This window comes from Pediococcus acidilactici DSM 20284 (assembly GCF_000146325.1).
GTDB classification, from domain to species: domain Bacteria; phylum Bacillota; class Bacilli; order Lactobacillales; family Lactobacillaceae; genus Pediococcus; species Pediococcus acidilactici.
This window is the reverse complement of the sequence record NZ_GL397067.1, coordinates 915,023-940,422: the sequence shown is the minus strand read 5'-3', so window position 1 is coordinate 940,422 and position 25,400 is coordinate 915,023. Positions and strand designations below refer to the sequence as shown.

The following is a 25,400-nucleotide window of genomic DNA, read 5'->3' as shown; positions in this document are numbered from 1 at the left end:
TTGTTTTCAATTATCATTAGGAGAGATAAAAATCCCCTGAGGGAGTGAAAAAATGATTAAACTATATAACACGATGACTCGTTCAAAGGAAGTTTTTAAACCTTTAGTTGATCAGCAGGTCTCCATGTACGTATGTGGACCAACCGTGTACAACTACATTCACATTGGAAATGCCCGCAGCGTAATTGCGTTTGATACCATTCGCCGTTACCTAGAATACCGCGGTTACCAGGTTCGATTTGTGTCTAACTTTACCGACGTCGACGATAAAATGATTAAGGCGGCTCAAGCCGAAAACATCACGGTTCCGGAACTAGCGGAACGCTACATTGCGGCATTTAAGGAAGACGTTCAGGCCCTGAACGTGGAACCAGCGACCGTAAATCCACGGGCAACTGAAAACATTACGGACATCATTGCCTTTGTGGCGGACCTCATTGAAAAAGACTACGCCTACGTTGTAGAGGGCAACGTGTATTACCGGGCCCGGCGCTTTAAAAACTACGGCGCACTTTCCCACCAAAATATCGATGAACTAGAACAGGGTGCCAGCCAACACATTAACGACGAAGAAACGATGCAAAAAGAAGATCCGATTGACTTTGCGTTGTGGAAGGCTGCTAAACCTGGCGAAATTGCTTGGAAAGCTCCGTGGGGGAAGGGCCGTCCCGGCTGGCATATTGAGTGCTCGGTCATGTCAACGAAGTATTTAGGCGACACCTTTGATATCCACGGGGGCGGCGAAGATTTACAATTTCCGCACCACGAAAATGAAATTGCTCAAAGTGAAGCCCGGACCGGCGTGCAATTTGCCCGGTACTGGATGCATAACGGGTTTGTGACCGTGGGCGACGATAATGAAAAGATGAGTAAGTCCCTCGGCAACTTTGTCACGGTGCACGACTTAATTAAGCAAGTTAACCCGCAAGTTTTGCGGTTCTTAATGTCGACCACCCAATATCGCAAGCCAATTCAATATACTGAAACCAGCCTGCAAGACGCGAAAAACAACTTGGAAAAGTTGCAAAACGCCTACGTTAATTTAAATTATCGCCTCCAAACTGCTAATGGAGCTGCTGATCCAGCAGTTGATCAACAAGCCGCAGCGTTGCAAGCTGACTTTGTGGCGGCCATGGACGACGATTTTAACGCCCAAAATGGGATTACGGTAGTTTACGAATTTGCCCGCTTAATTAACGTTTATAGCGAACAAGCAACGGTAAATCATGAACAAATTGCCCGCTTAGCAAAACAATTTGCGGAAATGGCAGCAATTTTTGGTATTGAATTAGCAACCGCAACGGAAGCCCCAGCTGACGAAAAAATTGAAGCGCTCGTTAAGCAGCGTGACGCAGCCCGGGCTGCGCGCGATTTTGAAACTAGCGACCGTTTGCGGGATCAATTAAAAGAAATGGGGATTATTCTAGAAGATACCCCTCAAGGAACGCGTTGGAGAAAAAAAGATGAGTAAAGAGATTAATTATCAAGCAATTAACGGAATCGCCCTTGCTTATTTAGGGGATGCGGAATATGAAGTTTACATTAGAAGACATTTGATTGAAGAGGGCATGACCAAACCGAACCGCTTACACCACGTGGCAACCCGCTACGTGTCAGCAAAGGCCCAAGCGGCGTTAATTGACGCAATGCAAGAAGATGATTTTCTCACGGAAGCGGAATGGGAAGCCTTTAAGAAGGGTCGTAACGCTAAAAGCCACACTTCGGCTAAAAACACTTCCGTTTTAACGTATCGGATTTCGACTGGATTTGAAGCAATCGTTGGTTATTTATCCTTAACCAACCAAACTGAACGCCTAGACGAATTTGCACAGTGGTGTATTGATAAAGTAGAGGAAGGAAAATTACGTATTGAATAACGAAAACAAACAACAACCGGACTTCGTAATCGGCCGGCATCCGGCGATGGCTAGCTTAAAAAGCGGCCATTCGATCAATAAGGTTTTCATTCAAGAAGGCTTAAAATCGGAAAGTATCGGCCAAATTATTGCAAAGGCTAAGAAGCAGGGGCTGGTGATTCAACGGGTTTCTAAATCTAAATTGGATACGCTAGCTAACGGGCAAAATCATCAAGGAGTAGTTTTGGCGGTAGCATCCTTTGAATATGCTTCCTTAGAGCAAGTTTTTGAATTAGCGGAGTCTCGTAACGAAGCGCCGTTTGTGGTGATTTTAGATGGAATTGAAGATCCGCATAACCTTGGTTCGATTTTACGGACGGCAGATGCTGCCGGAGTTCATGGGGTAATTATCCCGAAACGGCGGGCGGTAGGTTTGACCAGCACGGTTGCCAAAACCTCGGCCGGGGCCATCGAACGGGTGCCCGTAGTGCAAGTTAATAACTTAGTGAACACTTTGAAAGAATTAAAGGATCGTGGTTTATGGATCTTTGGCACTGATATGGCAGGAACCGACTACCGGCGTTGGGACGCTACCGGCCCAGTTGGCTTAATCATCGGTAACGAAGGTAAGGGAATGGCGCGACTTACCAAAGAAAATGTTGACGAGATGTTAACCATCCCCATGGTGGGTGACATTCAAAGTTTAAACGCGAGTGTTGCTGCTGGTTTACTGATTTATCAGGGGTACAGCTCCCGTCATCCGTTATAAAACTAATTAACGAATAATTGACTGAAAAGTCGGTTATTCGTTTTTTTAACCCAAAAAAACCGGTTGGTAGTTCAGAAAAGGCTTGGTAGCATAACTTTCCGTAAAAGTGAGCGATTACAAAAAAGGAGAGGTTATAGTGCAACAAGTTGATTTAGATGAAGCCAAAATTATTGCGGAGGTCAAGGCAGATGACACGCACAATTTTGAACGATTGTTTAACAAGTATCACCCAATTATCAAAAAGATGCGTCAAAAGTACACCATCCGAAGTTTCGATTGGGATGATTGGATGCAAGAAGGCCGGATCGTCTTTTTTAACTCGGTGGTTAATTACGATGCGGATTTAAAAATTACGTTGGGAGCTTTTTTCAAAAATAATTTCCGCAACCGCATTTTTAGTATTTTACGTTTTGAAATGGCGTATAAACGAAAGGCGGGCTTTGCCGCGCAGTCGTTAGAAGAGTTGAAAGAAGAAGCCGAGGTCTTAGGACAACAGGTTTCCCGGATTACTCCGCAGAACCAGTTGATGGTTAAAGAAACGTATGCGGAGTACGAAACGTTGTTGTCACCATTTGAAAAGGAAGTTTCGGTATTGCTTTTTCAAGGGCTACGGCCGGATCAGATTGCAGAACGGCTGGGATACGACGTTGCTAAAATTCAAAACGCGTTACTTAGGTGTAAACAAAAGTTAAGTCGCCAATTATACGAACACCGCTAATTGACATTCAGAAAAGAGCATGCTAAAGTTGAGTGACGATAAGGAGGGGTTTTATGTCCCAGAAAAAGATTGCTTTAGCATGTACGGTTTGCGGATCGCGAAATTACACAATTGTTGCGAATCCACAACGTACGGAACGTTTAGAAGTTAAAAAATATTGCAAACGTTGCAATAAGCACACCCTTCACAGTGAAACCAGATAGGAGGCGGGACATATGTTTCGGTTTTTAAAAAGCATTGGACAAGAAATGAAGGAAGTTGACTGGCCTAATTTTCGGCAGTTAAGACATGATTCGGCAACGGTAGTTTCCACGTCATTGTTCTTTGTGGCCTTCTTGGCACTGGTAGACTGGTTGATTCAATTATTCTTAAAGTTGTTTATCTAAATGGCTTTATGGAGATAATTTTGTTATAATTTGATTGTTGGTAAAAACTTCGTGTCTACGGAGTTTTTTTATTTTGGAAAAGGAGCGCTAATTTTGGAATCTGAAGAAAAGAAATGGTACGTTTTACATACTTACTCTGGTTACGAAAATAAAGTTAAAAATAACTTAGATTCTCGGGCAAAGTCCATGGGAATGGAAGACTACATTTTTCGGGTAGTCGTACCGGAAGAAGAAGAGATTGAAACCAAGAACGGTAAGGAAAAAACGGTTAAGAAAAACGAATTTCCGGGCTACGTATTGGTGGAAATGGTGATGACTGATGATTCCTGGTACGTGGTACGGAATACACCGGGCGTAACCGGGTTCATCGGTTCTCATGGTTCCGGAAGTAAGCCAACGCCGCTGTTACCTGAAGAAGTTGATCGGGTGCTTCGCCGTTTGGGAATGACTGCTCGTCACGCGGATATTAACGTAGAAGTCGGCGAACTAGTTACCATCGTTGACGGAGCATTTGAAGGTTTGACTGGTAAAATTACCGAAATCGACCACAACAACATGAAACTGAAGGTTAACATTGACATGTTTGGTCGGGAAACCAGCACCGAATTAGATATCGACCAAATCGACAAAATTGATTAATTTCTAGTTTGATAATTTTTTTGGTCTATGGTAATATATCGTAGTATGCCTTGCATACTTAATGTGGGAGAAGAAATATAAATCTTCATCGTGACCACACACGGACTTATTTTAAGGAGGTACGTCTCGTGGCAAAGAAAGTAGCAAATATTGTTAAATTGCAAATTCCTGCAGGAAAAGCAACTCCAGCTCCACCAGTTGGACCAGCTCTTGGACAAGCAGGTATTAACATCATGGGATTCACAAAGGACTTTAACGCACGTACAGCTGACCAAGCTGGTATGTTAATTCCAGTTGTGATTACCGTTTATGAAGACCGTTCATTCGACTTCATTACAAAGACACCACCTGCTTCAGTTCTATTAAAGAAGGCTGCTGGTGTAGAACATGGTTCCGGCGAACCTAACACAAAGAAAGTAGCTAAGGTTACTTCTGCACAAGTTAAGGAAATCGCTGAAACAAAAATGCAAGATCTAAACGCTGCAGACGTTGAAGCTGCTATGCGCATGATCGAAGGTACAGCTCGTAGCATGGGCTTCGAAGTCGAAGGCTAATACGAAACTGTCGGATACTCTACTAAAGTAGATGTATCAAAGTGGGAGGAAAATCCGCTATAACCACATTTGCTAGGAGGAAAACACACAGATGGCTAAAAAAGGTAAAAAGTTTCAAGAAGCTGCAAAGCAAGTAGATTCGCTTAAAGCATACGCACCAAAAGAAGCTCTTGAATTAGTTAAGAAAATTGATTTTGCAAAGTTCGACGCTACTGTTGAAGTAGTTTACAAGTTGAACGTTGACACAAAGCAAGCTGACCAACAATTACGTGGTGCCGTTGTTTTACCAAACGGTACTGGTAAAGAACAAACCGTAGTTGTATTTGCTAAGGGTGCTAAGGCTGACGCAGCTAAGGCAGCTGGTGCAGACGTCGTTGGTGACGATGACTTAGTTCAACGCATCCAAGACGGTTGGTTAGACTTTGACGTTGCCATTGCAACTCCAGACATGATGGGCCAAGTAGGTCGTTTAGGACGGATCTTAGGACCTAAGAACTTAATGCCTAACCCTAAGACTGGTACAGTTACAATGGACGTTGAAAAAGCAGTTGCTGATTCTAAGTCTGGTAAGGTTACATACCGTACCGACCGCGACGGTAACGTTCATATGCCAATTGGTAAGGTTTCATTCGAAGCTGACCAATTACTTGGTAACTTACAAACAATCAACGATACAATTGTTCGTTTACGTCCAGCATCTGTTAAGGGTGCTTACATCCAAAACGTTTCAGTTGCATCAACGTTTGGACCAGGAGTTAAGGTTGACTTTACTCAATTCTAAATTCTCTTGATTAGTTCTTCGGTCTGTGATATATTATCAAGAGTGAATTATAACTGAATAATTTACCTAAGACTCAGGTGGCCTTGCTTTGGCCTTAATATATTGCCTGCCGAGGAACGTATGAATTAATTCGTGTCTCAGAGTCTTTGAGTCACGGATTTTTTTATAGTTCAAACAAATCTCCAGGAGGTGAAACACATTGAGTAAAGAAGCTATCGCAAAGAAAGCTGCAATCGTTGATGAAGTTGCAGAAGAAATGAAGAACGCTGTTTCCGCAATCGTTGTTGATTCACGTGGTTTAACAGTTGCTGAAGTAACTGACTTACGTAAACAACTTCGTGATTCTGGAATCAAGTTCCGCGTGATCAAAAACAAGATTTTGACTCGCGCTGCTGAACAAGCAGGTTTTGAAGGTATGGATGATATTTTCGTTGGTCCTTCAGCCGTTGCATTTTCTGCTGAAGATGCCGTTGCCCCTGCTAAAATTTTGAAGCAATTTGCTGACAGCAACGACAACCTTTCCATCAAGGGTGGGGTTATCGAAGGTAAAGTGGCTGATATTGATACAATCAATACCTTCGCTACAATGCCTAGTCGTGAAGACTTGCTTGCAATGCTTGCTAATGAATTTATGTCACCAGTACGTGACGTTGCATACGCTCTTAAGGCTGTTGCTGATAAGAAGTCTGAAGAAGACGCTGCATAATCATTACATTACATTTAATTACAATTAATATTGGAGGAAACAAAAATGGCATTAGATAAAGACCAATTTATTGAAGACTTAAAAGGTGCTTCAATTTCTGACTTAAACGATCTTGTTAAAGCAATCGAAGACGAATTCGGTGTTTCAGCTGCTGCTCCAGTTGCTGCTGCAGGTGCTGCTGGCGGTGCTGCAGAAGCTAAGACATCATTCAACGTTGAACTTACTGGCGCTGGATCAGCTAAGATCAAGGTTATCAAGGCAGTTCGTGAAATCACAGGTGCTGGCTTGAAGGACGCTAAGGACATGGTTGATAACGCTCCTACAGTTATCAAGGAAGACCTTTCCGAAGACGAAGCAAACGACATGAAGGCTAAGCTTGAAGAAGCTGGTGCTACAGTAGAAGTTAAGTAAGCTTAATTTCTACAAAAACCACCTTATCCCGGTTATTCCGGAATATAGGTGGTTTTTTTGTGTTTTCATAATCGGGATAAACGGGATATGGTGGATATTAATGTGGTACTTTTGTGGGTACATGGAAATTCGTGTTCCCACATATGTACTTTAAAGGACGTAAGAGCAATTGGAGCATTATATAAGTAAACTTCCAAACGTACTGTGGTAAGGCCTTGTTAGCGATGTTAAAAGGGAGGTTAAGGTAGAGAGAAAGACAATGGATTTTATAGAACAAAAACAGCGCCCAGGATCTTCATCCTGAGCGCTGTTAATTTTTAGGGATTATTCAAATTTCAGTAAATTAGTTAACTAGATTTCATAGTCTTCGTCGCTCATTGGTTCTACGTTACCTAGACGGTAGCCATTTCCAACTTGAGAGAAGAAGTCGTGATTAGACGTTCCGGTAGAAATTCCGTTCATGACGATTGGGTTAACGTCAGCTTCCGTATCAGGGAAGAGCGGATCTTGACCCAAGTTCATCAATGCCTTGTTAGCATTGTAACGGGTGAAGGTTAACACTTCTTCCGTCCAACCAACTTGATCGTAAACTTTATGAACGTATTTTTCTTCGTTAGCGTAAAGGTCGTATAAGAAGTTATACATCCAATCCTTAAGTTCTTGTTGTTCGTTTTCGCCAAGGTCTTTCATTCCTAATTGGAACTTGTAACCAATGTAAGTTCCGTGCACAGATTCATCACGAAGGATTAATTTAATGATTTCAGCAACGTTGTTTAGCTTGTTATGCCCCAGGTAATAGAGTGGGGTGAAGAAGCCAGAGTAGAACAAGAACGTTTCGAGGAACACGCTGGAAATCTTTTTTTTCAATGGGTGACCATCATCATGATATAAGTCATAAATAAACTTAGTTTTGTTTTGGAGGAACTCTTCAGAGTCACTCCATTCAAAAATTTCATCAATTTCTGTAGGAGTATTCAACGTTTCAAAGATTGATGAATAACTTTTAGCATGGACAGATTCCATGAATTGAATGTTATTCAAAACGGCAGTTTCGTGCGGTGTCCGAACGTCCTTACGTAAGGCTGCCATCCCGTCTTGTGATTGTAAGGTATCGAGGAGAGTCAAGCCCCCAAAAACGTGTCCAACCACCCATTGATGGTCCTCATCAAGTTCACGCCAATCACTAAGATCGTTAGAAATTGGAATTCGGGTGTCTAACCAAAATTGTTCGGTTAGCTTTTCCCAAGTTGCTTTATCAATCTGATCCGAAATTGCGTTCCAGTTGATTGCTTCATAATTTGCCATTATACAAATCCTCCATCGTTAAATTGAGCAGCTTTCACATTGGTTAACGCCGACTTCGCCATCATTATCCGTGAAGGTCCGAATGTAGTAAATTGACTTGATCCCTTCGTGGTGTGCGTAATTGCGCAGGATATTTAAATCGCGAGTCGTCATTTTGTTTGTTCGACCATTCTTCCAGTCGTAAATCCCGTCTGGAATGGTTGAGCGCATGAAGAAGGTCATGCTCATTCCTTGATCCACGTGTTGTTGCGCAGCGGCGTAAATATCAACAACTTTGCGCATGTCAATATCATAGGCCGACTGATAATATTTTAACGTATCATTGGACAAATATGGGGCTGGATAGTAAATTTTTCCAATTTTCTTTTCTTGGCGTTCTTCGACCCGGTTAACGATCGGCTGTAAACTAGCCGTTGCGTCGTTAATGTAAGAAATTGAACCGGTTGGGGCAACCGCCATTCGGTTTTGATGGTAAAGGCCGTCTTGCATAACGGCTTGCTTTAGGTCTGCCCAGTCTGCGGTAGTCGGAATGTCGATTCCTTGGAAGAGTTCCTTTACCCGCGCTGACTTAGGTCCAAAGTCTTGAGCTAGGTATTTGTCGAAGTATGAACCATCCGCGTACTTGCTCTTTTCAAAGTTGTGGAAAACTTGTCCGCGTTCTTTAGCAATCTTGTTGGAAGCCCGGAGCGTCCAGTAGTTAAGCAACATGAAGTAAACACTGGTGAATTCAACGGAATCAGGTTCGCCATAGTAGAGGTGGTTCTTTGCTAAGTAACCGTGTAAGCCCATTGCGCCAAGCCCAATCGTGTGGGCAAGGGCGTTTCCGTGTTGGATGGACGGCACCACATCAATATCGGAGTGGTCGGTTACGAAGGTCAACGCCCGAACCATGGTTTCTACCGATTTACCAAAGTGCGGAGTTGCCATCATGTTAACAATGTTTGTAGAACCTAAGTTACAACTAATGTCGGTTCCTAACTCCGTGTAGTTTTGTTTGTTGTCAATTACGGAAGGAGTTTGAACCTGCATAATCTCTGAACAGAGGTTACTCATTACGATCTTACCGTAAATTGGGTTTTCCCGGTTGGCAGTATCCACGTTCACCACGTAAGGGTAGCCAGATTCTTGTTGGAGCTTCGAAATTTCATTTTCGATATTCCGCGCTTTAACTTTGTATTTCTTGATTTCCGGGTTGTTAACTAAGTTGTCGTATTCCTTCGTAATATCTACGTAAGCGTAAGGTTTACCGTAAACTTTTTCAACGCTGTAAGGGCTGAATAAGTACATGTCTTCGTCATGCTTAATCAATTCGTAGAATTTATCGGGAACTACGACACCCAATGAAAGGGTCTTAACCCGAATCTTTTCGTCGGCGTTTTCCTTCTTAGCTGAAAGGAAGGAAACGATGTCCGGATGGAAAACGTTTAGGTAAACTACTCCGGCTCCTTGCCGTTGACCAAGTTGGTTAGCGTAAGAAAAACTGTCTTCAAGCAATTTCATTACGGGAACTACGCCACTTGCAGCGCCTTCGATTCCTTTAATTGGCGCGCCAGCTTCCCGCAGGTTAGTGAGGTTAATTCCGACCCCGCCGCCTAATTTGGAAAGTTGCAGGGCAGAGTTAATCGTCCGGCCAATCGAGTTCATGTCGTCATTGGCCTGAATTAAAAAGCAAGAGACTAGTTCACCACGATGTTTTCTACCAGCATTTAAAAAGCTAGGGGTAGCTGGTTGATAACGTTGGTGAATAATTTCGTCAGCAATTTGCATTGCTAACTCTTCGTCGCCATCACCAAAGTAAAGGGCGTTCATGGCAACGCGGTCAACGAAGTTTTCTAAGTAATATTCGTTATCGTTAGTCTTTAAAGCGTATTGGGCATAGAATTTATAAGCCGCCATGAAAGAGCGGAAATGGAAATTTTGTGCACGCAAATAATCGTAAAGCTTTTCAATGAAGTCAAAGGAATATTTTTCCATAAGTTCGGCTTCAATGTAGTCTTCCTCAAGGAGGTAGTCAAAGCGTTCACGCAGGCTTGCAAATTGCTTGGTGTTAGCTTGCACGTTTTCCTTTAGAAAGGCTGCAAGGGCTTCTTGATCCTTATGTAGCGGAATTTGGTTGTCAACGGGGATGTTGATTTCATTGTTTAAGTCGTAATAGGTAACGTCGGTTAGATCTTTTAAGCTCATATTTGGGTGTACTCCTTAAATTTCGAAATAAAAAAACGCTCCATCTGTAACAAAGGAACGTGGACACTAAATCAACAAACTAACAATTTAAATTAAATCGCTAATTTTTTTAACAAGTCTGGACGAAAACCAGCAATTGCATCATCTTCAGAAAATTGAACTACGGGAACGGCTTGGAAACCGCGGCCTTTTAATTCGTCAATGTATTCTGGATGCAAGTTGATGTTGCGTTCTTCAAATTCAACTCCGTTTTCACTTAGAAAACGCTTGGTCATTTTGCATTGCATGCAATTGTTTTTAGTGTAAACAACGACTTTTTTCATGGTGACTCCCCCTCTTATTTATTCTTTCTGTCTGCATTTAAGTATACAACATTTCGGACCGATTTCAACAAAAAAGCACATCATCTGGTGTCTTTAACGGGTCAAAACTACCAGATGTTGTGCTACGCCGGCATTCACCGAGCAATAAAAATTATTTTAATTAAATTGGTATCCAAATTTACAATACGTTATCATACTAATAGAGATTGGAGGACTTTTCAATGACAGATTATTATTTCACGGAGAATCCTAACGTGGAACACGATGAAAAGCATTGGCGTTACACACTTTTGGGGCACGAATTAAATTTTGTGTCGGACAACGGAGTTTTTTCAAAGAACACCGTTGACTTTGGTACCCGGACATTATTAGAAGCTTTGCCACTGGATGTTCCCCAAAGTTCAATTTTAGACGTGGGCTGCGGATATGGTCCAATGGGAATTGCGCTAGCTAAGCAATTCCCTGAAGCACGAGTGGAGATGACCGACGTTAACGAACGGGCGTTAGCACTTGCTGAGCGGAATGCAGAAGCCAATGGCGTGGCCGCACGTACACGAGTTTACCATTCGGATGCTTACGAAGCGGTAGCTAAAACTGATTTTACAACGGTTGTTTCTAACCCGCCGGTTCGGGCCGGAAAAACGGTGGTGAACGCCATTATTACCGGTGCTAAGGAGCACTTAACGAAGGGCGGCCAGCTGATCATCGTTTTACAAAAGAAGCAGGGGGCGCCATCCGCAAAGAAATTAATGGCGGAAACTTTTGGCAACGTAACGGTACTAAAGAAAAATAAAGGATATTACATTTTAAGAAGTGAGCATGAGTAAATTAAGTGAAGCAGAAGTTCAATTTTATATGGGAGAAGCCTTAAAGGAAGCCCAGTTTGCCAAAATGATTGATGAAGTGCCGATCGGAGCCGTAGTGGTGCATGATGGCAAAATTATTGGCCGGGGACATAACCTTCGGGAGCACTCCCAGGACGCGACCACGCATGCCGAGGTGTTGGCCATCACGGAAGCTTGCGCGTATTTACGAAGCTGGCGTCTGTGGGATTGCCAATTATTTGTCACGATTGAACCGTGCTTGATGTGTAGCGGGACAATCATCAATTCTCAAATCCCGGAAGTGTACTTTGGCGCACGGGATTCGAAGGCGGGCGCAGTCCGAAGTTTGTATACGGTCTTAGAAGACCAGCGTTTAAATCACCAGGTGGAAGTCCGCGAAGGGGTGGCTGCAGACCAAGCGGCCGGGTTAATGAAAAGTTTCTTCAAGGCAATTCGCGAACGTCGAAAAAAAAATCGGTAAAATAGTGGAAATTTTATTAAAATTCGAGTATCATAGTTATTGCCGTAAGGCCTTGAGGCAAGGTTGGACTTACGAATTGTGTCAGGTCCGGAAGGAAGCAGCACTAAGTATGCTCTGGCTTGTGCCTTAAGTTATTGAGCAAATCAACGGAACTCTTAGTCCATCGGGGCTAAGGGTTCTTTCTTTAAAAACAGAAATCGGGGAAGGAAATTTAATGAGTTATCAAGCATTGTACCGCGTTTGGCGGCCGCAGAAGTTTGCCGACATGGTTGGTCAAGAAGTGGTTACCAGAACTTTGAAAAATGCGTTAATAACTAAGCAGACTAGTCATGCGTATCTGTTTACGGGTCCCCGGGGGACGGGGAAGACCTCGGCAGCTAAGATTTTTGCTAAGGCGGTTAACTGTCATTATTTAAAAGATGGCGAACCGTGTAATGAATGTGCGACTTGTCGGGCAATCACGGACGGTAATTTAAATGACGTGATTGAAATTGACGCGGCCTCGAACAACGGGGTTGAAGAAATTCGCGATATTCGTGATAAGGCAAAGTACGCACCCACGGAGGCAGATTATAAGGTTTACATTATCGACGAAGTGCACATGCTGTCGACGGGGGCGTTTAACGCACTCCTCAAAACTTTGGAAGAGCCGCCGACTAACGTAATCTTCATTTTAGCGACGACCGAACCTCAAAAAATTCCGCTAACAATTATTTCACGGACCCAACGGTTTGATTTTAAGCGTATTACCCCGACCCAAAGTTACGACCGGATGGTTTATATTTTGGAACAAAAGGGGATTGAATACGATCCTAAGGCGTTATCAATCATCGCCAAGGCTGCGGAAGGCGGAATGCGGGATGCACTCAGTATTCTTGACCAGGTTATCTCGTTTGGAAATGAAACGGTAACGATGGACAACGCGTTGCTGGTAACCGGGAGCGTTAACCAGCAGTTACTGGATCAATACCTAACCCAGATTTTCGAAAAGGATACTCCCGCAGCGTTAGAAACGTTGCACCAAATTTTGGACGAAGGTAAGGACGGTCAGCGGCTGATTGAAGATCTGATTGCGGTAGAACGCAACCTGCTTTTATACCAAGAAGATCCCCAGCTAGTTAAGGAACAGAGTTTGAGCGACCTTAGCGAAGACTTTGTCAAAGAAGCGGACATGGTTAGCGGCAACGAGTTGTACGAAATGATCGACACGTTAAACCAGATTCAACAACAAATGCGGTTTACGACGCACCCTGACGTTTACCTAGAAGTGTTGACGATTAAGCTCTCTCAGCGGTCCGCAACTCCAGCGAGTGCGACAGCAGATAACGAAGAGGTACAACAGCTTAAAAATGAAGTTGACCGTTTGCAGGGGGAGGTTAAGCGCCTCAAAGAGCGGACAACTTCTGCAGCTCCCGCGCCTGCTAAACCAGCATCCGCAGCGCCGAAAAAACGGGCTTCGGGAAGTCGCAACGTGAAGACGCCGGCCAACCTGACTAAAATTTACCCGATTTTGGAGAACGCTACTAAAGATAGCTTGGTGGAAATGCAAAACCTTTGGCGCGACTTGATGGATATGCTATCGGTCACGAAACGAGCCTTGATGCACGTTTCTAAACCAGTGGCTGCCAGCGAAGAGGGCGTCGTGGTGGCTTTCGATTATGACTTTTTGTTTGAAAAGGCTGTGGATAATGAAAGCTTGCGTGACGAATTACAACAAAATTTGGCTAAGCTAACTGGTTCAGATTATCAAGTTGTCTATGTTACAGTTGAAGAGTGGCCAACGGTGCGGGCAGAATTTATTAAAACGCACCATTTAAGTAAGGAAACCGAAAGTGCATCTAAAGAGGAAGAACCGTCCCAACCAACGACGGTGGCGCCTGAAGATAGCGCCGTAGTGGAAAAGGCTGTGGAACTATTCGGTTCCGAAAACGTTAATGTAAAAAATGATTAAAGGATGGTAATGACTATGCGTGGTGGAATGGGAAACATGCAAAATATGATGCGTCAAGTACAAAAGATGCAAAAACAAGTAACGGAAGAACAAGAACGACTAAACGAAACCGAATTTATCGGCGTTGCGCCCGATGACATGGTGAAGGTAACCTTTACCGGAAACCATAAGATGAAGGACATCGTTATTAATCCAGAAGCCATTGACGAAGACGACCCCGACATGTTGCAAGATTTAGTAGTTGCCGCGGTTAACGACGCAATGAGCAAAATCGACAGTGAAACCAACAAGACCATGGGGAAATACACTAAGGGAATTCCCGGACTATAAAAGAATCGTAGGTGAGTGTCCGGATGCAATATCCAGAACCAATTGCTAAGTTAATTGATAGTTTTATGAAGTTACCAGGGATTGGCTATAAAACCGCGACCCGGTTGGCCTTCTTTACGCTTGATATGCAAAAAGATGATGTGACGGACTTCGCCAAGGCGTTAATTTCTGCACAACGTGACTTACGTTTTTGTAGCATTTGTGGCAACATCACGGAAGACGACCCTTGTGATATTTGCCAAGATGCAAGCCGGGACCAAAAAACGGTCCTAGTCGTTGAAGATTCCAAGGACGTAATGTCAATGGAACAAATGAAGGAATATCATGGACTTTACCACGTGCTACACGGCGTGTTGTCGCCAATGGACGGGAAGGGGCCCGAAGATATTAACATCGCGAGCTTGCTGACCCGGCTCCAGAAAAACGAAGCAATCAAGGAAGTAATCATTGCGACTAACGCCACTCCCGAGGGGGAAGCGACCGCAATGTATATCTCTCGATTGATTAAGCCTTCGGGTATTAAGGTAACCAGACTGGCGCACGGACTTTCCGTGGGGAGTGACATTGAGTATGCTGACCAGATGACTTTGTATAAAGCGGTCGAAGGTCGGACAGAGATGTAATGATCCGAGCACGGTAAGCTAATTTAAATGGAGAGCTTCTAAAGTTCCGGTCGTATCAAAGAGCTTCATGACTACGAAATTGGTCATGGGGCTCTTTTTGATTTACCGTTGGTTCTTTCGACCAGGGTTGTTAGAATGAAGTGGGAGCTGTGGAAAACTTTTTAGTTTACGAACAACTGCACTCCTCCCAGTAGGCTGTGCAAAACTTAACCATTTGGTGGCAAATATAAAGACTGCGGGATTAAATAACTGGCCGGAGAAATGCATTGCGCCAACTATTTTAAAAAATTTAAAATATCGACGCTGACCGGCATATCAAAGGCTAAACCGGGACGAGTTTTTAGAGTAGTTAATAGACAGTCTAGAAAATCTAAAGTAGAATAAAAATAATCAATATAAAAAATCATAAGGTAGGGAATAACTGGTGAATGGGCATTTTATTTCATTTGAAGGGCCTGACGGGGCTGGCAAAACAACGATTTTGGAGGCGATGGTGGAGCATTACCGCACTCGACTTGCAGATCGTTTGACGGTGACCCGCGAACCCGGAGGCAATCCGATTTCAGAGGCAATTCGCGCAATTATTTTGGATAAAAATAACACGGAAATGGATGCTCGAACGGAAGCTTTGTTATATGCGGCAGCCCGTCGGCAACATTTGACGGAAACAATTTTACCGGCGTTAGCACGCGGTCAGGTAGTTTTCTGTGACCGTTACGTGGATAGCTCGATTGCGTACCAAGGAGCCGGACGTGAAATTGGCCCGGAAGCAGTCTACCAAATGAACTTGTTTGCTACGGAGGGGTGTTTACCGGAAAAAACTATTTATTTAGACGTGAGCGCTGAAGTGGGCTTAAAACGGATCATGACTCACCGCACCGACGATGTTGATCGACTTGATTTAGAGCAGCTTGATTTTCACGAACGAGTTCGTGACGCCTATTTAGCATTAGCCAAACGGTATCCGGAACGAATCGTGGTGATTGATGCTAGTCAATCAATTGGCGACGTAAAAAAAGCAGTTATCAATGTTTTAGACCAAATTTTAAAATAGTGGGGGAAACACATTATGGCAACCAAATTAGTTATTGCAATTGTTCAAGATAAGGACGCTAACCATCTTAGCGATCAATTTATTGACCAAAACATCCGGGCAACTAAATTATCGACTACCGGAGGATTTTTACAATCTGGGAACACCACCTTTTTAATCGGGGTGGAAGAAGAACGGGTTCCAATGGTTCTAGATACCATTAAAAAGGCTAGTCACTCCCGGGAAGAGTTCATGACCCCATCGGTAAATATGGACGTGAATATGGAAGGGGCAACCGGGTACCCAATTAAGGTCCAAGTCGGTGGAGCTACGGTATTTGTCTTGCCGGTTGACCAATTCGAACGGTTCTAAACGGCCTTGACAGCAGCAGTAAAGAATCCGGCCGTAACTAAACAACCCGCGGTCATCGAACGTTTTCAACAAATGATTGACAACCGCCACCTCGCACACGCCTACTTGCTAACCGGCGCAAGCGGAACTGGCAAAAAAGAGGTGGCCCGGTGGGTTGCCGAGCGGCTATTTTGTCAAAACTTACAAGACGGGATGCCCTGTGGAAAATGTGAAGAATGTCATCGAATTAGTACTGGGCAGCATCCCGACGTAGTAGAAATCGAACCCGACGGCCAGTCGATCAAGGTCGATCAGGTTCGATTTTTAAAGGCCGAATTTTCCAAAAGCGGGGTCGAAGGAAATCGGAAGGTTTTCATTATCGACCAGGCGCACTTAATGACTACCAGTGCGGCAAATAGTTTGCTGAAATTTATTGAGGAGCCGGCGGGGAACGTGACCGCCTTCTTACTCACGGAAAGCAAAAATTTAATTTTGCCAACCATCATGTCGCGAACGGAAATTATCGAGCTGAAACCGCTTCAGAAAAGTCAGCTAGTTGCTGAACTAACTGCGGACGGTGAGGTAACGGAGAGCACCGCCCATCTATTAGTACGGTTGACTAGCGACCGTGAAGAAATGCAGAGTTTGTTAGAAAATAATTGGATAGAAGACGCGCATAAGGCTCTTGAAAAATGGTTTGGTGCCGTTACCAAGGGCGATATGAGTGCATTTGTGGACGTCCAAACTCGGATTATTGGACTAGCTAAGGACCGGGAACACCAAGTAATTGTTTTAGACATGATGATGTTGTACGCGATGGATTTGTTGGCACTTAAGTTTGGTCAAGTCGACCTTACGTACCTTACTGATCAAGCAGCGTTACGCCAGGTCGCGGAGCAAACAACGGTCAGCCAGTTGCTTAAGGTTAGCGATTTACTATTGCCGTTACGCGGAAAGCTAAAGCAAAATTTGAATTTTCAGGGAATTGTGGAAAAAGTGACAATTGAATTATGTGATATTTTTAAAATGAGAGGGTGATAGTGTGGAAAAGAAAGATTTATTTGATCAAATAACAGAAGTTACGCACAACGCTGAGGATTTGTTAAATAAACTACACGAAACCCAAAGTGCCATGGTAGAAATCATGGAGGAAAATGCCGAACTTAAGATTGAAAACCAACACTTAAGGGAGCGGCTTAAACAGGCCACTGCCGCGGAACACGAAAATGAAGGAACCAAGAATACGAAGCACGGTTTATCAAAATCATTGCAAAATTTGGAAAAGCTTTATGCTAGCGGCTACCATATTTGCAACGAATTCTTTGGCAAGCACCGGCAAGACGATGAAGAATGTGCTTTTTGCTTAACCGTTATTTATGGAGATCGTTAATATGTTAACCCAAAAGAGTTTTACCCCGTCATCGGCGGGGTCTTTATATTTAGTGCCCACCCCCATCGGAAATTTAGATGATATGACGTTTCGGGCGGTCCAGATCTTAAAGGAAGCGGACCTGATCCTTGCGGAAGATACCCGTAATACCCAAAAATTGCTCAACCATTTTGCAGTTGACACCAAGCAAATGAGTTTTCACGAGCACAACACCCAAGAGCGAATTCCAGCGATTTTAGAAATGTTAGCGGATGGACGCACGATTGCCCAGGTTTCGGACGCGGGGATGCCCTCGATTAGCGACCCTGGAAAGGAACTGGTGCAGGCGGCCGTTCAAGCGGGCTTAAAAGTGATTCCGCTACCGGGAGCCAATGCTGGAACCACGGCCTTGATTGCTTCGGGATTAGCGCCCCAGCCGTTCACTTTTTACGGGTTTTTGGCTCGGAAACCCAAAGAACAACAGGCGGAACTAGAAAAGTTAAAGAACCATCCCGACACGTTGATCTTCTATGAAGCTCCGCACCGGTTGGCAAAGACGGTGAAGAACATTGCCACCGTAATGGGAACGGAACGGCAAATGGTTTTAGCACGAGAATTAACCAAGCGTTACGAAGAATTTATTCGGGGCAGCGTAGCAGAAGTTCAGGAGTGGATTGCGTCCACGGAAATCCGCGGTGAATTCGTGGTAATGGTGGCGGGAAATCCCCATCCCCAGGCTGTGGAAAACCAAGACTGGGAATCGTTAACCATTAATGAACATGTGCAAAAGATTATTGATGAAGAAAAAGTCAAACCGACCATTGCAATTAAGCAGGTCGCTAAATTACGCGGACTCGCCAAACAAGAGGTTTATGACATTTATCATCAACTTTAACTTATAATGCAAAGCAGTATTTAGGAGAGAAAAATGGCTGGAAAGATACACGAAGAAGAACACTTGGTAACCTACTATGAAGGCGACCAAACGGGAACGATGACGGTTTCCATGATGGTAAACGTAATGCTGTTAGTATCGGATAACCAAAGCCAAGCCTTAGGCGTCGGCCCCGAGGTGGTGGATCAGACCGGGCTAGGCTGGGTCATCACCCAGTACGTAATGCAGCTACGGAGATTGCCTAACGTGGGCGAACGGATCGTGATGGGGACCCAAGCGGTGAACCACAACGACTACTTCTGCCAACGGGATTTTTGGATTAAGACCCTGGATGGGGAAAAGATTGTGGAAACTACCGCGATGTTTGTTTTGATGGACCGCACTACGCGACGGATGCGCAAATTGTTGCCAGAAATCATTGATCCGTACGAATCGGATTACATAAAACGAATTGTCCGATTGCCTAAGTTACAAGAAATTACCGGGGAAACGAACCAGCAGGACTACGCCGTTCGTTACTTCGATATTGATATGAACCACCACGTTAACAACGCACGTTATTTTGAATGGATTTTTAATACCGTGAATGACGATATTTTAGATAACTACTTCCCTAAAATGGTTAACATTCGCTATCATGTCGAAATTCAACCTCACCAAATGGTGCATAGCGTCGTTGAGTTTGACCGGGACAGTTTGCGAAGCAGTCATCAAATTTCGGTAGGCGACACCTTATGCTGTGAAGCCAATGTTGAATGGGCACGGCGTTAAGGGTACAATTAACTTGTTTATAGTTTGGAATGGAGGAGAAGTTAATGAGTATACTTGTAGTAGGGGGCGCCGGTTACATCGGCTCTCACATGGTAAAACGACTAATTGAACAAGGCCAAGAAGTAGTCGTGGTGGACAATTTATCGACTGGCCACCGAAAGGCGGTTGACGAAAAAGCTCGCTTTTACGAAGGCGACATCCGCAACCATGTGTTTCTAAAGGGAGTTTTTGACCGGGAAAATATTGATACCGTGGTTCATTTTGCGGCCTTTTCAATCGTGCCCGAATCCATGGAAAAACCGTTGAAGTATTTTGACAATAACACCGCCGGAATGGTGGCGTTGCTTGAAGAAATGCGCGATCACGACGTTAAACGAATTATTTTCTCTTCCACAGCGGCGACGTATGGGGTTCCTGAAAAATCACCAATTGAGGAAAACGATCGCCAAGCACCGATCAATCCTTACGGGGAAAGCAAGTTAATGATGGAAAAAATCATTCGTTGGGCTGACCAAGCTTACGGAATTAAATTCGTGGCGCTACGGTACTTCAACGTTGCGGGGGCTTACCCGGATGGTTCAATTGGTGAAGATCATGGTCCCGAAACCCACTTGACCCCCATTATTTTACAAGTGTCGGCCGGTCAACGAGACCAATTGAAGATTTTTGGCGACGACTACAATACGCCTGACGGAACCAACGTTCGAGACTACGTGCACGTTTTAGACTTGGTTGATGCTCACATTTTAGCGATTAACTACCTCAAAGCTGGCAACGATAGTGACGTATTCAACCTCGGTTCTTCAACCGGTTTTTCGGTTAAGCAAATGGTTGAAGCTGCGCGAGAAGTTACTGGCGAACCAATTCCAGCTGAAATTGCCGAACGCCGTCCCGGAGATCCTGATTCACTAATCGCGGCTAGCCAAAAAGCACGGGACGTTTTGCAATGGCAACCACAATACGATGATGTTAAGGAAATTATCCAAACAGCATGGAATTGGAAGCAACAACATCCCCGCGGTTATGAAGATCGTTAAATTTTAAATACGTTTTTATGATGATTATAGAAAACAATTGATAAAACATTTTACAATAGAGGCTGAGAAAAATTTTTTCTCAGCCTCTATGCGTTCCTATAGTTGTCGGAAGCCGGTTTCTGTAGGATAATGTGAGAAGGGACTAAAAGAGGAGCGAACTAAATGAAAATTTTAGCATTGGATACGTCTAACGTTGCACTTAGTGTAGCAGTACTTGAAAATGATCAATTACTGGCGATCCAAACCACTAACATTAAAAGAAATCACAGTAAACAGCTGATGCCAATTATTTCACAGACGCTAAAAACGGCAGAAGTTTCGTTAGCAGATTTAGACCGCATCGTGGTAGCCAAAGGCCCCGGTTCATACACCGGGTTGCGCATTGCGGTCACCACGGCAAAAACGTTAGCAATGACGCTGGAAATTGAATTGGTCGGCATTTCTAGTTTAGCAATGTTAGTGCCAAACGCACCTAACGACGGATTGGTAGTTCCGTTCTTTGATGCACGCAACCAAAATGTTTTTGCGGGGATTTACGAAAAGCATGGCATGGAAGTTACGCCGGTGGTTGCCGACCAGCACCTGAGTTTTGAATCTTTGCTGGCAAAAATCAATGAACTGGGACGATCGGTTTACTTTATTAATAACCATTTTGAAAAATTTCAACCGATGGTAGAAGACACTTTGCGAGTAATTGCTGAGCATTCGACCACGTTAAATAACTTGCCGAACGCCTATGCGCTAGGTTTGCTAGGCTTGCAAAAACAAGCGTTAGAAAATTACTATACTTTTGTGCCAGCATATTTACGAGTAACTGAAGCGGAAAGAAATTGGAAGGAAAAACATCCAAACGATGAGAGTAAAGAATCATATGTTCGACAAATTAATTAATTGGGCACAAGGAACCTTATTTAATCGAACGCGCCGGCTAAGGGAAGAAGCCTTCGAAATTGCACATCATAACGTGGTGATTGAAGGACAAAGCTACTTTGTGGCTCAGGCAACTAATACGGACATCCCCGAGATTTTAATGGTGGAACGGGCCGTGTATGATGGACAGACTCCCTGGGACCGGACGGCATTTGCAAACGAGCTAAGAAGAAAGGTCGACCGGTTATACTTGGTGATTCGCCATAATGACCAGTTGATGGGCTTTATTGGGGCTTCATTTAACGACCGGGCGAAGAATGCCCACATTACCAACGTGGCCATTCTTCCCGAATACCAAAATCAAGGGATTGGTTCGTTTTTAATTGAAGCAATTGTGCGGAAGGCCCAGTTTATTGAGTATAAGAAGGTTACCTTAGAGGTGCGGAAGAGTAATATTAATGCCCAGGCGTTATATTTGAAGATTGGATTTGAAAACGTCGGTTTGAAAAAGGGCTATTACTTTGGTGACCATGAGGACGCCATCGATATGCAACTAGATTTATCGAAATGGCGGGGAGGATATCGTGGAACAAGATAGTTTAATATTAGCAATCGAATCCAGCTGCGATGAAACTAGCGTAGCGGTTATTAAAAATGGTGACACTATTTTATCAAACATCATTGCCACCCAAATTGATAGTCACCAACGGTTTGGCGGGGTGGTTCCAGAAGTGGCTAGCAGACACCACATTGAGCAAATCACCCTGTGCATTGACCAAGCAATGAAACAAGCACAAGTCCAGCCAACGGACTTAAGTGCGGTGGCGGTTACTTACGGACCTGGACTAGTGGGTGCCCTCTTAGTAGGGGTTTCTGCGGCGAAGGCCTTTGCGTCTGCAAATCATTTGCCATTGATTCCGGTTAACCATATGATGGGACATATCTACGCAGCTCGGTTCGTCAAACCAATTAAATTCCCTGCTTTAGCGTTGCTAGTTTCCGGAGGACATACCGAACTAGTATATATGGCAGCGGAAAATGAATTTAAGATTATTGGCGAAACACGTGACGACGCGGCCGGAGAAGCTTATGATAAAGTAGGTAGGGTAATGGGATTAAAGTATCCTGCCGGCAAAGCAATTGATGAATTGGCGCACCAAGGACAAGATACGTTCCATTTTCCACGGGCCATGGAGCACGATGACAACTTTGACTTTAGTTTTAGCGGGTTAAAGAGTGCGTTTATCAACACGGTACACCACGCGGACCAAGTTCACGAAGAATTGGATAAAGCGGACTTAGCGGCTAGTTTTCAGCAAAGCGTGGTTGACGTAATTGTGGCCAAGACGGTCCGCGCTTGCAAAGCGTTAGAAATCAAACAGTTGATTTTAGCGGGCGGCGTTGCTGCGAACAGGGGATTACGGGATGCCTTAGACCAACAACTCAGCGCCCAATTTAATGATTTAGATTTCGTGAAGGCGCCCTTAAAACTTTGTGGAGATAATGGCGCAATGATTGGGGCAGCCGGCGAAATGCTGATGCGTCACGGAGTATTCGCCGATTTGACGCTTAATGCCGATCCGAGCCTAGAGTTTGATTGGGAACCGGGCGCGACTAAATAAAAAGAGGTGGCAAAGATGACTGAGCAAATGCACCAGATTCATCAGGTGATTGAAAAGGGAATTCAACAACACTATATTAATGGAGCTTCGTACAGCTTCATTTTACCAAACGAAATTGAAAGCCGTTACGAAGGCGTGCAGGGCGGTAAGGAAGGCAATGTGTGCCTTGATCCTTCGATGATTTACGACGTCGGTTCAATGACTGAAGTAATTGCGACCACGACCCGGATTTTTCAGCTTTTAGCGATTCAAGAAATCCGGTTAAAAGATCCGATTAAAAAGTACCTGCCAGGGTTTTCCAACCCGAATGTGCTAGTATTGCATTTGTTAACGCACACTAGTGGGATTCCGGTGGAAATTCCGGGAATGTACCGGTTGACCGGGATTGAATTTATCAATGCGCTTTACATGGTTGACACGGATTTTGAGCCTGGCGACCACGTGCAAGTTTCTCCGTTAAATTTTGCCCTTCTGGGAATTATCATTCGGACGGTGGACGGTTCCATTGACCGGGCGGTACAGGACAAGATTTTGTATCCGTTGGCAATGACTAACAGTGGGTTTAACCTTAACCGCCCTAAGATGCGTTTTGTGCCAACGAGAAACGATCCTAAACGGGGACAAATTCAAGGTCAGGTTGAAGATCAGTTAGGATTGTTGTTAAATGGAGAAAGCGGGCATGCAGGCCTATTCTCAACGTTAAATGATCTAACGGTTTTCACCGAAATGATGATTAATCGGGGAAGTTACCAAGGCAAAGAAATTCTTGATCCGCAGTTGTTTGATGGAATCAAGAAGGTGGATGTCGACGGCCAATCGCTCGGCTGGTGCCGTTTCAAGGAAAACCGCGATGTCTTTTACGGCAGCAGCCCAACCGGGTTAATTGCCTTTAATAACCAAAATAAACATGGTCTCGTGTTGCTACACGATTATATCGAGGATGAAAAGGTCCACGTGGCAATGCGTGACGAAATATTAAAAGTTGTTCAATAGAGGATGTGGAAAAAATGGCTAATTTTAAACTTTCAATTCCGACTACCCGTCGGTTACCTTTGTATTACCGCTATTTGCGGCGTTTATCAGACCAAAAAGTAGAAAAAGTTTCCTCCGCAATGTTGGCTGAATATTTACAAATTGATGCAGCAACCATTCGACGGGATTTTTCTTACTTTGGACAAATGGGCCGGCGTGGGTACGGCTACGATGTTCAAAAGCTTTTGGAACTCTTTGATGACGCGTTAAGACAAGATATTAACGCAAACGTTGCTTTAGTAGGGGTAGGGAACCTCGGACGGGCGTTACTAAACTTCAAGTTCCACCGGGTTGGAAATGCACGGATTACCGCGGCTTTTGACGTTGATCCTAAATTGGTGAACACGGTGCAAAACCAAATTCCAGTTTATGACATTAAAAACCTAAAGGAACAAATTAAAGAACAACAAATTACCGTGGCAATTTTAGCGGTTCCTGCAGAAAAAGCTCAAGAACTTACTGACCAGCTGCTAGAAGTTGGGATTCAAGGAATTTTGAACTTTACTACGGTTCCACTGACCGTGCCAGAAAAAGTGATTGTGCAAGACGTGGACCTTTCTGTGGAACTACAATCGCTAATTTACGGAATTAACCGGCGGGAAATTGAAGAATTAGAATAAATGTATTGAAGGCTTACTGTTTATATATTGCGGTAAGTTTTTTTATTAGCTTAAGAATGGGTTATGGATACGTGGTCTTTAATTTAAAAGATAGGTGCATAAGTATATAAAATACTAAGATAGTGGAAAAATCTTAGATTTGCTAAGAAAGGGATGGATTTTTGGAAAAAGCTGGCATCTTGCTAGTGAACTTTAATTTGGTTGAGTTTCGTACTCGTTGACTCAAAAAAGAGGCCAGAATTTGTGAAAAATTCTGGTCTCTTTTTATTTGTAATTAATCAAATTTATAACTCGATTAGTTAGCTTGAGCGCCACACTTGTTACAGAACTTAGCACCTTGAGCAAGCGGTGCGCCACAACTACCACAAAATGCGCTCGCTGATGATGCGGCATTATTTGCATCTCCGCTTACGGCGTTAACAATTTGTTGTGTGTTTTGAGCTCCTTGTTGAATTGTGCGGTCCGTTTGTGCTCTCACGTTGCGATCCGCTTGATATGTAGCTAATTTTTGGGTGAGTTTTTCTTCTAATTCTTCACTATGATGTGCTTCGAAGAAAGGTAAGTCAATTGTTTTACTAATTCCGGAACGTTCATAGTTAAACGTGGTTCTGATTCCACTACCAATTAAAAGCACCCCAACGATAATTGCGATTAGTGCCGAAAAGAATGACGAGCCCATTAGCGCTACTCCAATAATTGCAATTAATAATCCTAAAAAGATTGAGCTCAGCTTATATGATTTCGATGTGTATACGTTAGTAATTCCTGAAAGGGGAGATGAATCTTTTTGCTTACCGGCAGGAACCAAACCAAAGAAAACTGTATTTGGCATATTTACCCGTAAGAAGGCGTCATCTAGTGTAATACTTCCCTTTACCCAAAACGCTAATAAACTAACGGAAAACGCATCGCTATCGTTTTCAACAACTGCAGATTGTACCATTATTATTCCTCCTAAA

The 25,400-nt window shown here is 43.8% G+C and carries 32 protein-coding genes, 1 other RNA gene and 1 other annotated feature; of the genes, 29 read left to right on the top strand and 4 right to left on the bottom strand.

The features are described 5' to 3' along the window. The first annotated feature begins 52 nt into the window (after positions 1-52). From cysS to rplL, 11 genes are all read left to right on the top strand, one after another. Positions 53-1,471 carry a cysteine--tRNA ligase gene (cysS, locus tag HMPREF0623_RS04740; RefSeq protein WP_004166127.1) on the top strand — a complete coding sequence of 473 codons (1,419 nt, stop codon included), beginning with the start codon at positions 53-55 and terminating at the stop codon, positions 1,469-1,471. After that, positions 1,464-1,877, top strand: coding sequence for a Mini-ribonuclease 3 (locus HMPREF0623_RS04735; protein WP_002832357.1), 414 nt, complete (start codon positions 1,464-1,466; stop codon positions 1,875-1,877). The genes cysS and HMPREF0623_RS04735 overlap by 8 nt, the downstream gene beginning before the upstream one ends. Continuing rightward, positions 1,870-2,625, top strand: coding sequence for a 23S rRNA (guanosine(2251)-2'-O)-methyltransferase RlmB (rlmB, locus tag HMPREF0623_RS04730; protein WP_002832356.1), 756 nt, complete (start codon positions 1,870-1,872; stop codon positions 2,623-2,625). The genes HMPREF0623_RS04735 and rlmB overlap by 8 nt, the downstream gene beginning before the upstream one ends. Before the next feature lie 136 nt (positions 2,626-2,761). Then, entirely contained in the window at positions 2,762-3,343 is a 582-nt protein-coding gene (locus HMPREF0623_RS04725) for an RNA polymerase sigma factor (protein WP_002832354.1), read from the top strand. Positions 3,344-3,396: 53 nt separating this feature from the next. Beyond that, positions 3,397-3,546 carry a 50S ribosomal protein L33 gene (gene rpmG, locus HMPREF0623_RS09410; protein WP_002832352.1) on the top strand — a complete coding sequence of 50 codons (150 nt, stop codon included), beginning with the start codon at positions 3,397-3,399 and terminating at the stop codon, positions 3,544-3,546. A 12-nt stretch (positions 3,547-3,558) separates the two neighbouring features. Continuing rightward, positions 3,559-3,729: a preprotein translocase subunit SecE gene (gene secE / locus HMPREF0623_RS04720; protein WP_002832350.1), complete on the top strand. Its 171-nt coding sequence runs from the start codon at positions 3,559-3,561 to the stop codon at positions 3,727-3,729. A 90-nt stretch (positions 3,730-3,819) separates the two neighbouring features. After that, the gene (nusG, locus tag HMPREF0623_RS04715; RefSeq protein ID WP_024862957.1) at positions 3,820-4,368 is read left to right on the top strand and encodes a transcription termination/antitermination protein NusG; all 549 of its coding nucleotides are present in this window, start codon (positions 3,820-3,822) and stop codon (positions 4,366-4,368) included. A 128-nt stretch (positions 4,369-4,496) separates the two neighbouring features. Next, entirely contained in the window at positions 4,497-4,922 is a 426-nt protein-coding gene (gene rplK, locus HMPREF0623_RS04710; RefSeq protein WP_002832348.1) for a 50S ribosomal protein L11, read from the top strand. A gap of 91 nt (positions 4,923-5,013) precedes the next feature. Beyond that, positions 5,014-5,703: a 50S ribosomal protein L1 gene (rplA, locus tag HMPREF0623_RS04705; RefSeq protein ID WP_002832347.1), complete on the top strand. Its 690-nt coding sequence runs from the start codon at positions 5,014-5,016 to the stop codon at positions 5,701-5,703. A 47-nt stretch (positions 5,704-5,750) separates the two neighbouring features. Then, positions 5,751-5,876 (top strand) — a sequence feature (ribosomal protein L10 leader region). Between the two features lie 26 nt (positions 5,877-5,902). Then, positions 5,903-6,409, top strand: a complete 507-nt coding sequence (gene rplJ, locus HMPREF0623_RS04700; protein WP_002832346.1) for a 50S ribosomal protein L10 — start codon at positions 5,903-5,905, stop codon at positions 6,407-6,409. A 45-nt stretch (positions 6,410-6,454) separates the two neighbouring features. Beyond that, positions 6,455-6,820 (top strand): 50S ribosomal protein L7/L12, encoded by a 366-nt coding sequence (gene rplL / locus HMPREF0623_RS04695; RefSeq protein ID WP_002832345.1) that lies wholly within the window; start codon positions 6,455-6,457, stop codon positions 6,818-6,820. A gap of 351 nt (positions 6,821-7,171) precedes the next feature. Here rplL and nrdF read toward each other — a convergent pair whose 3' ends face one another. The 3 genes from nrdF to nrdH form a co-directional block, all read right to left on the bottom strand. Continuing rightward, positions 7,172-8,125, bottom strand: coding sequence for a class 1b ribonucleoside-diphosphate reductase subunit beta (gene nrdF / locus HMPREF0623_RS04690; protein WP_002832344.1), 954 nt, complete (start codon positions 8,123-8,125; stop codon positions 7,172-7,174). An 18-nt stretch (positions 8,126-8,143) separates the two neighbouring features. After that, on the bottom strand, positions 8,144-10,309 hold the full coding sequence (gene nrdE / locus HMPREF0623_RS04685) for a class 1b ribonucleoside-diphosphate reductase subunit alpha (protein WP_002832343.1): 2,166 nt from the start codon (positions 10,307-10,309) through the stop codon (positions 8,144-8,146). A gap of 92 nt (positions 10,310-10,401) precedes the next feature. After that, positions 10,402-10,632, bottom strand: a complete 231-nt coding sequence (gene nrdH / locus HMPREF0623_RS04680) for a glutaredoxin-like protein NrdH (protein ID WP_002832341.1) — start codon at positions 10,630-10,632, stop codon at positions 10,402-10,404. Between the two features lie 221 nt (positions 10,633-10,853). Here nrdH and HMPREF0623_RS04675 point away from each other — a divergent pair, with 221 nt between their 5' ends. The 18 genes from HMPREF0623_RS04675 to HMPREF0623_RS04595 all read left to right on the top strand — a co-directional run bounded on the left by HMPREF0623_RS04675 (position 10,854) and on the right by HMPREF0623_RS04595 (position 24,441). After that, on the top strand, positions 10,854-11,459 hold the full coding sequence (locus HMPREF0623_RS04675) for a class I SAM-dependent methyltransferase (protein ID WP_002832340.1): 606 nt from the start codon (positions 10,854-10,856) through the stop codon (positions 11,457-11,459). After that, positions 11,452-11,937, top strand: coding sequence for a tRNA adenosine(34) deaminase TadA (tadA, locus tag HMPREF0623_RS04670; RefSeq protein ID WP_002832339.1), 486 nt, complete (start codon positions 11,452-11,454; stop codon positions 11,935-11,937). The genes HMPREF0623_RS04675 and tadA overlap by 8 nt, the downstream gene beginning before the upstream one ends. A 49-nt stretch (positions 11,938-11,986) precedes the next feature. Beyond that, positions 11,987-12,073: signal recognition particle sRNA small type (gene ffs / locus HMPREF0623_RS09225), an RNA gene on the top strand. 78 nt (positions 12,074-12,151) lie between these two features. Further along, on the top strand, positions 12,152-13,888 hold the full coding sequence (gene dnaX, locus HMPREF0623_RS04665) for a DNA polymerase III subunit gamma/tau (protein ID WP_004166125.1): 1,737 nt from the start codon (positions 12,152-12,154) through the stop codon (positions 13,886-13,888). Positions 13,889-13,903: 15 nt separating this feature from the next. Next, complete coding sequence (locus tag HMPREF0623_RS04660) at positions 13,904-14,218, top strand: YbaB/EbfC family nucleoid-associated protein (protein WP_002832337.1); 315 nt, start codon at positions 13,904-13,906, stop codon at positions 14,216-14,218. 23 nt (positions 14,219-14,241) lie between these two features. Beyond that, complete coding sequence (gene recR / locus HMPREF0623_RS04655; protein ID WP_002832336.1) at positions 14,242-14,841, top strand: recombination mediator RecR; 600 nt, start codon at positions 14,242-14,244, stop codon at positions 14,839-14,841. A gap of 424 nt (positions 14,842-15,265) precedes the next feature. Then, on the top strand, positions 15,266-15,895 hold the full coding sequence (gene tmk, locus HMPREF0623_RS04650) for a dTMP kinase (protein ID WP_004166122.1): 630 nt from the start codon (positions 15,266-15,268) through the stop codon (positions 15,893-15,895). 15 nt (positions 15,896-15,910) lie between these two features. Beyond that, positions 15,911-16,246, top strand: a complete 336-nt coding sequence (locus HMPREF0623_RS04645; RefSeq protein ID WP_002832332.1) for a cyclic-di-AMP receptor — start codon at positions 15,911-15,913, stop codon at positions 16,244-16,246. A gap of 6 nt (positions 16,247-16,252) precedes the next feature. Continuing rightward, on the top strand, positions 16,253-17,263 hold the full coding sequence (holB, locus tag HMPREF0623_RS04640) for a DNA polymerase III subunit delta' (RefSeq protein WP_002832331.1): 1,011 nt from the start codon (positions 16,253-16,255) through the stop codon (positions 17,261-17,263). A gap of 4 nt (positions 17,264-17,267) precedes the next feature. Next, on the top strand, positions 17,268-17,615 hold the full coding sequence (locus HMPREF0623_RS04635; RefSeq protein WP_002832330.1) for a DNA replication initiation control protein YabA: 348 nt from the start codon (positions 17,268-17,270) through the stop codon (positions 17,613-17,615). 1 nt (position 17,616) lies between these two features. Further along, positions 17,617-18,489: a 16S rRNA (cytidine(1402)-2'-O)-methyltransferase gene (rsmI, locus tag HMPREF0623_RS04630; RefSeq protein ID WP_002832329.1), complete on the top strand. Its 873-nt coding sequence runs from the start codon at positions 17,617-17,619 to the stop codon at positions 18,487-18,489. Between the two features lie 33 nt (positions 18,490-18,522). After that, entirely contained in the window at positions 18,523-19,260 is a 738-nt protein-coding gene (locus HMPREF0623_RS04625) for an acyl-[acyl-carrier-protein] thioesterase (protein WP_004166121.1), read from the top strand. 44 nt (positions 19,261-19,304) lie between these two features. Next, positions 19,305-20,297, top strand: a complete 993-nt coding sequence (gene galE, locus HMPREF0623_RS04620; protein ID WP_036671286.1) for a UDP-glucose 4-epimerase GalE — start codon at positions 19,305-19,307, stop codon at positions 20,295-20,297. A gap of 162 nt (positions 20,298-20,459) precedes the next feature. Continuing rightward, entirely contained in the window at positions 20,460-21,188 is a 729-nt protein-coding gene (gene tsaB, locus HMPREF0623_RS04615; RefSeq protein WP_004165545.1) for a tRNA (adenosine(37)-N6)-threonylcarbamoyltransferase complex dimerization subunit type 1 TsaB, read from the top strand. Next, the gene (rimI, locus tag HMPREF0623_RS04610; RefSeq protein ID WP_002832324.1) at positions 21,169-21,765 is read left to right on the top strand and encodes a ribosomal protein S18-alanine N-acetyltransferase; all 597 of its coding nucleotides are present in this window, start codon (positions 21,169-21,171) and stop codon (positions 21,763-21,765) included. The genes tsaB and rimI overlap by 20 nt, the downstream gene beginning before the upstream one ends. After that, positions 21,752-22,789 carry a tRNA (adenosine(37)-N6)-threonylcarbamoyltransferase complex transferase subunit TsaD gene (tsaD, locus tag HMPREF0623_RS04605; protein WP_004166118.1) on the top strand — a complete coding sequence of 346 codons (1,038 nt, stop codon included), beginning with the start codon at positions 21,752-21,754 and terminating at the stop codon, positions 22,787-22,789. Before rimI ends, tsaD begins: the two co-directional genes overlap by 14 nt. Positions 22,790-22,804: 15 nt before the next feature. Next, positions 22,805-23,782 carry a serine hydrolase domain-containing protein gene (locus HMPREF0623_RS04600; protein ID WP_004166117.1) on the top strand — a complete coding sequence of 326 codons (978 nt, stop codon included), beginning with the start codon at positions 22,805-22,807 and terminating at the stop codon, positions 23,780-23,782. Positions 23,783-23,796: 14 nt separating this feature from the next. Next, positions 23,797-24,441 (top strand): redox-sensing transcriptional repressor Rex, encoded by a 645-nt coding sequence (locus tag HMPREF0623_RS04595; protein WP_002832321.1) that lies wholly within the window; start codon positions 23,797-23,799, stop codon positions 24,439-24,441. A gap of 295 nt (positions 24,442-24,736) precedes the next feature. Here the strand turns inward: HMPREF0623_RS04595 and HMPREF0623_RS04590 are convergent, their stop codons facing one another. Next, on the bottom strand, positions 24,737-25,384 hold the full coding sequence (locus tag HMPREF0623_RS04590) for a zinc ribbon domain-containing protein (RefSeq protein ID WP_036671284.1): 648 nt from the start codon (positions 25,382-25,384) through the stop codon (positions 24,737-24,739). Positions 25,385-25,400: the final 16 nt, after the last annotated feature.

Bases quoted from the DNA above. Each gene is read 5' to 3' on its own strand.
- rsmI (WP_002832329.1), top strand. From the start codon at position 17,617: ATGTTAACCCAAAAGAGTTTTACCCCGTCATCGGCGGGGTCTTTATAT.
- HMPREF0623_RS04660 (WP_002832337.1), top strand. From the start codon at position 13,904: ATGCGTGGTGGAATGGGAAACATGCAAAATATGATGCGTCAAGTACAA.
- galE (WP_036671286.1), top strand. From the start codon at position 19,305: ATGAGTATACTTGTAGTAGGGGGCGCCGGTTACATCGGCTCTCACATG.
- tadA (WP_002832339.1), top strand. From the start codon at position 11,452: ATGAGTAAATTAAGTGAAGCAGAAGTTCAATTTTATATGGGAGAAGCC.
- cysS (WP_004166127.1), top strand. From the start codon at position 53: ATGATTAAACTATATAACACGATGACTCGTTCAAAGGAAGTTTTTAAA.
- nrdF (WP_002832344.1), bottom strand. From the start codon at position 8,125: ATGGCAAATTATGAAGCAATCAACTGGAACGCAATTTCGGATCAGATT.
- tsaB (WP_004165545.1), top strand. From the start codon at position 20,460: ATGAAAATTTTAGCATTGGATACGTCTAACGTTGCACTTAGTGTAGCA.
- HMPREF0623_RS04590 (WP_036671284.1), bottom strand. From the start codon at position 25,384: ATGGTACAATCTGCAGTTGTTGAAAACGATAGCGATGCGTTTTCCGTT.
- rplL (WP_002832345.1), top strand. From the start codon at position 6,455: ATGGCATTAGATAAAGACCAATTTATTGAAGACTTAAAAGGTGCTTCA.
- HMPREF0623_RS04645 (WP_002832332.1), top strand. From the start codon at position 15,911: ATGGCAACCAAATTAGTTATTGCAATTGTTCAAGATAAGGACGCTAAC.
- HMPREF0623_RS04600 (WP_004166117.1), top strand. From the start codon at position 22,805: ATGACTGAGCAAATGCACCAGATTCATCAGGTGATTGAAAAGGGAATT.
- rpmG (WP_002832352.1), top strand. From the start codon at position 3,397: ATGTCCCAGAAAAAGATTGCTTTAGCATGTACGGTTTGCGGATCGCGA.
- HMPREF0623_RS04735 (WP_002832357.1), top strand. From the start codon at position 1,464: ATGAGTAAAGAGATTAATTATCAAGCAATTAACGGAATCGCCCTTGCT.
- HMPREF0623_RS04595 (WP_002832321.1), top strand. From the start codon at position 23,797: ATGGCTAATTTTAAACTTTCAATTCCGACTACCCGTCGGTTACCTTTG.
- dnaX (WP_004166125.1), top strand. From the start codon at position 12,152: ATGAGTTATCAAGCATTGTACCGCGTTTGGCGGCCGCAGAAGTTTGCC.
- secE (WP_002832350.1), top strand. From the start codon at position 3,559: ATGTTTCGGTTTTTAAAAAGCATTGGACAAGAAATGAAGGAAGTTGAC.
- nrdE (WP_002832343.1), bottom strand. From the start codon at position 10,309: ATGAGCTTAAAAGATCTAACCGACGTTACCTATTACGACTTAAACAAT.
- HMPREF0623_RS04625 (WP_004166121.1), top strand. From the start codon at position 18,523: ATGGCTGGAAAGATACACGAAGAAGAACACTTGGTAACCTACTATGAA.
- rplA (WP_002832347.1), top strand. From the start codon at position 5,014: ATGGCTAAAAAAGGTAAAAAGTTTCAAGAAGCTGCAAAGCAAGTAGAT.
- rimI (WP_002832324.1), top strand. From the start codon at position 21,169: ATGTTCGACAAATTAATTAATTGGGCACAAGGAACCTTATTTAATCGA.
- HMPREF0623_RS04675 (WP_002832340.1), top strand. From the start codon at position 10,854: ATGACAGATTATTATTTCACGGAGAATCCTAACGTGGAACACGATGAA.
- nrdH (WP_002832341.1), bottom strand. From the start codon at position 10,632: ATGAAAAAAGTCGTTGTTTACACTAAAAACAATTGCATGCAATGCAAA.
- recR (WP_002832336.1), top strand. From the start codon at position 14,242: ATGCAATATCCAGAACCAATTGCTAAGTTAATTGATAGTTTTATGAAG.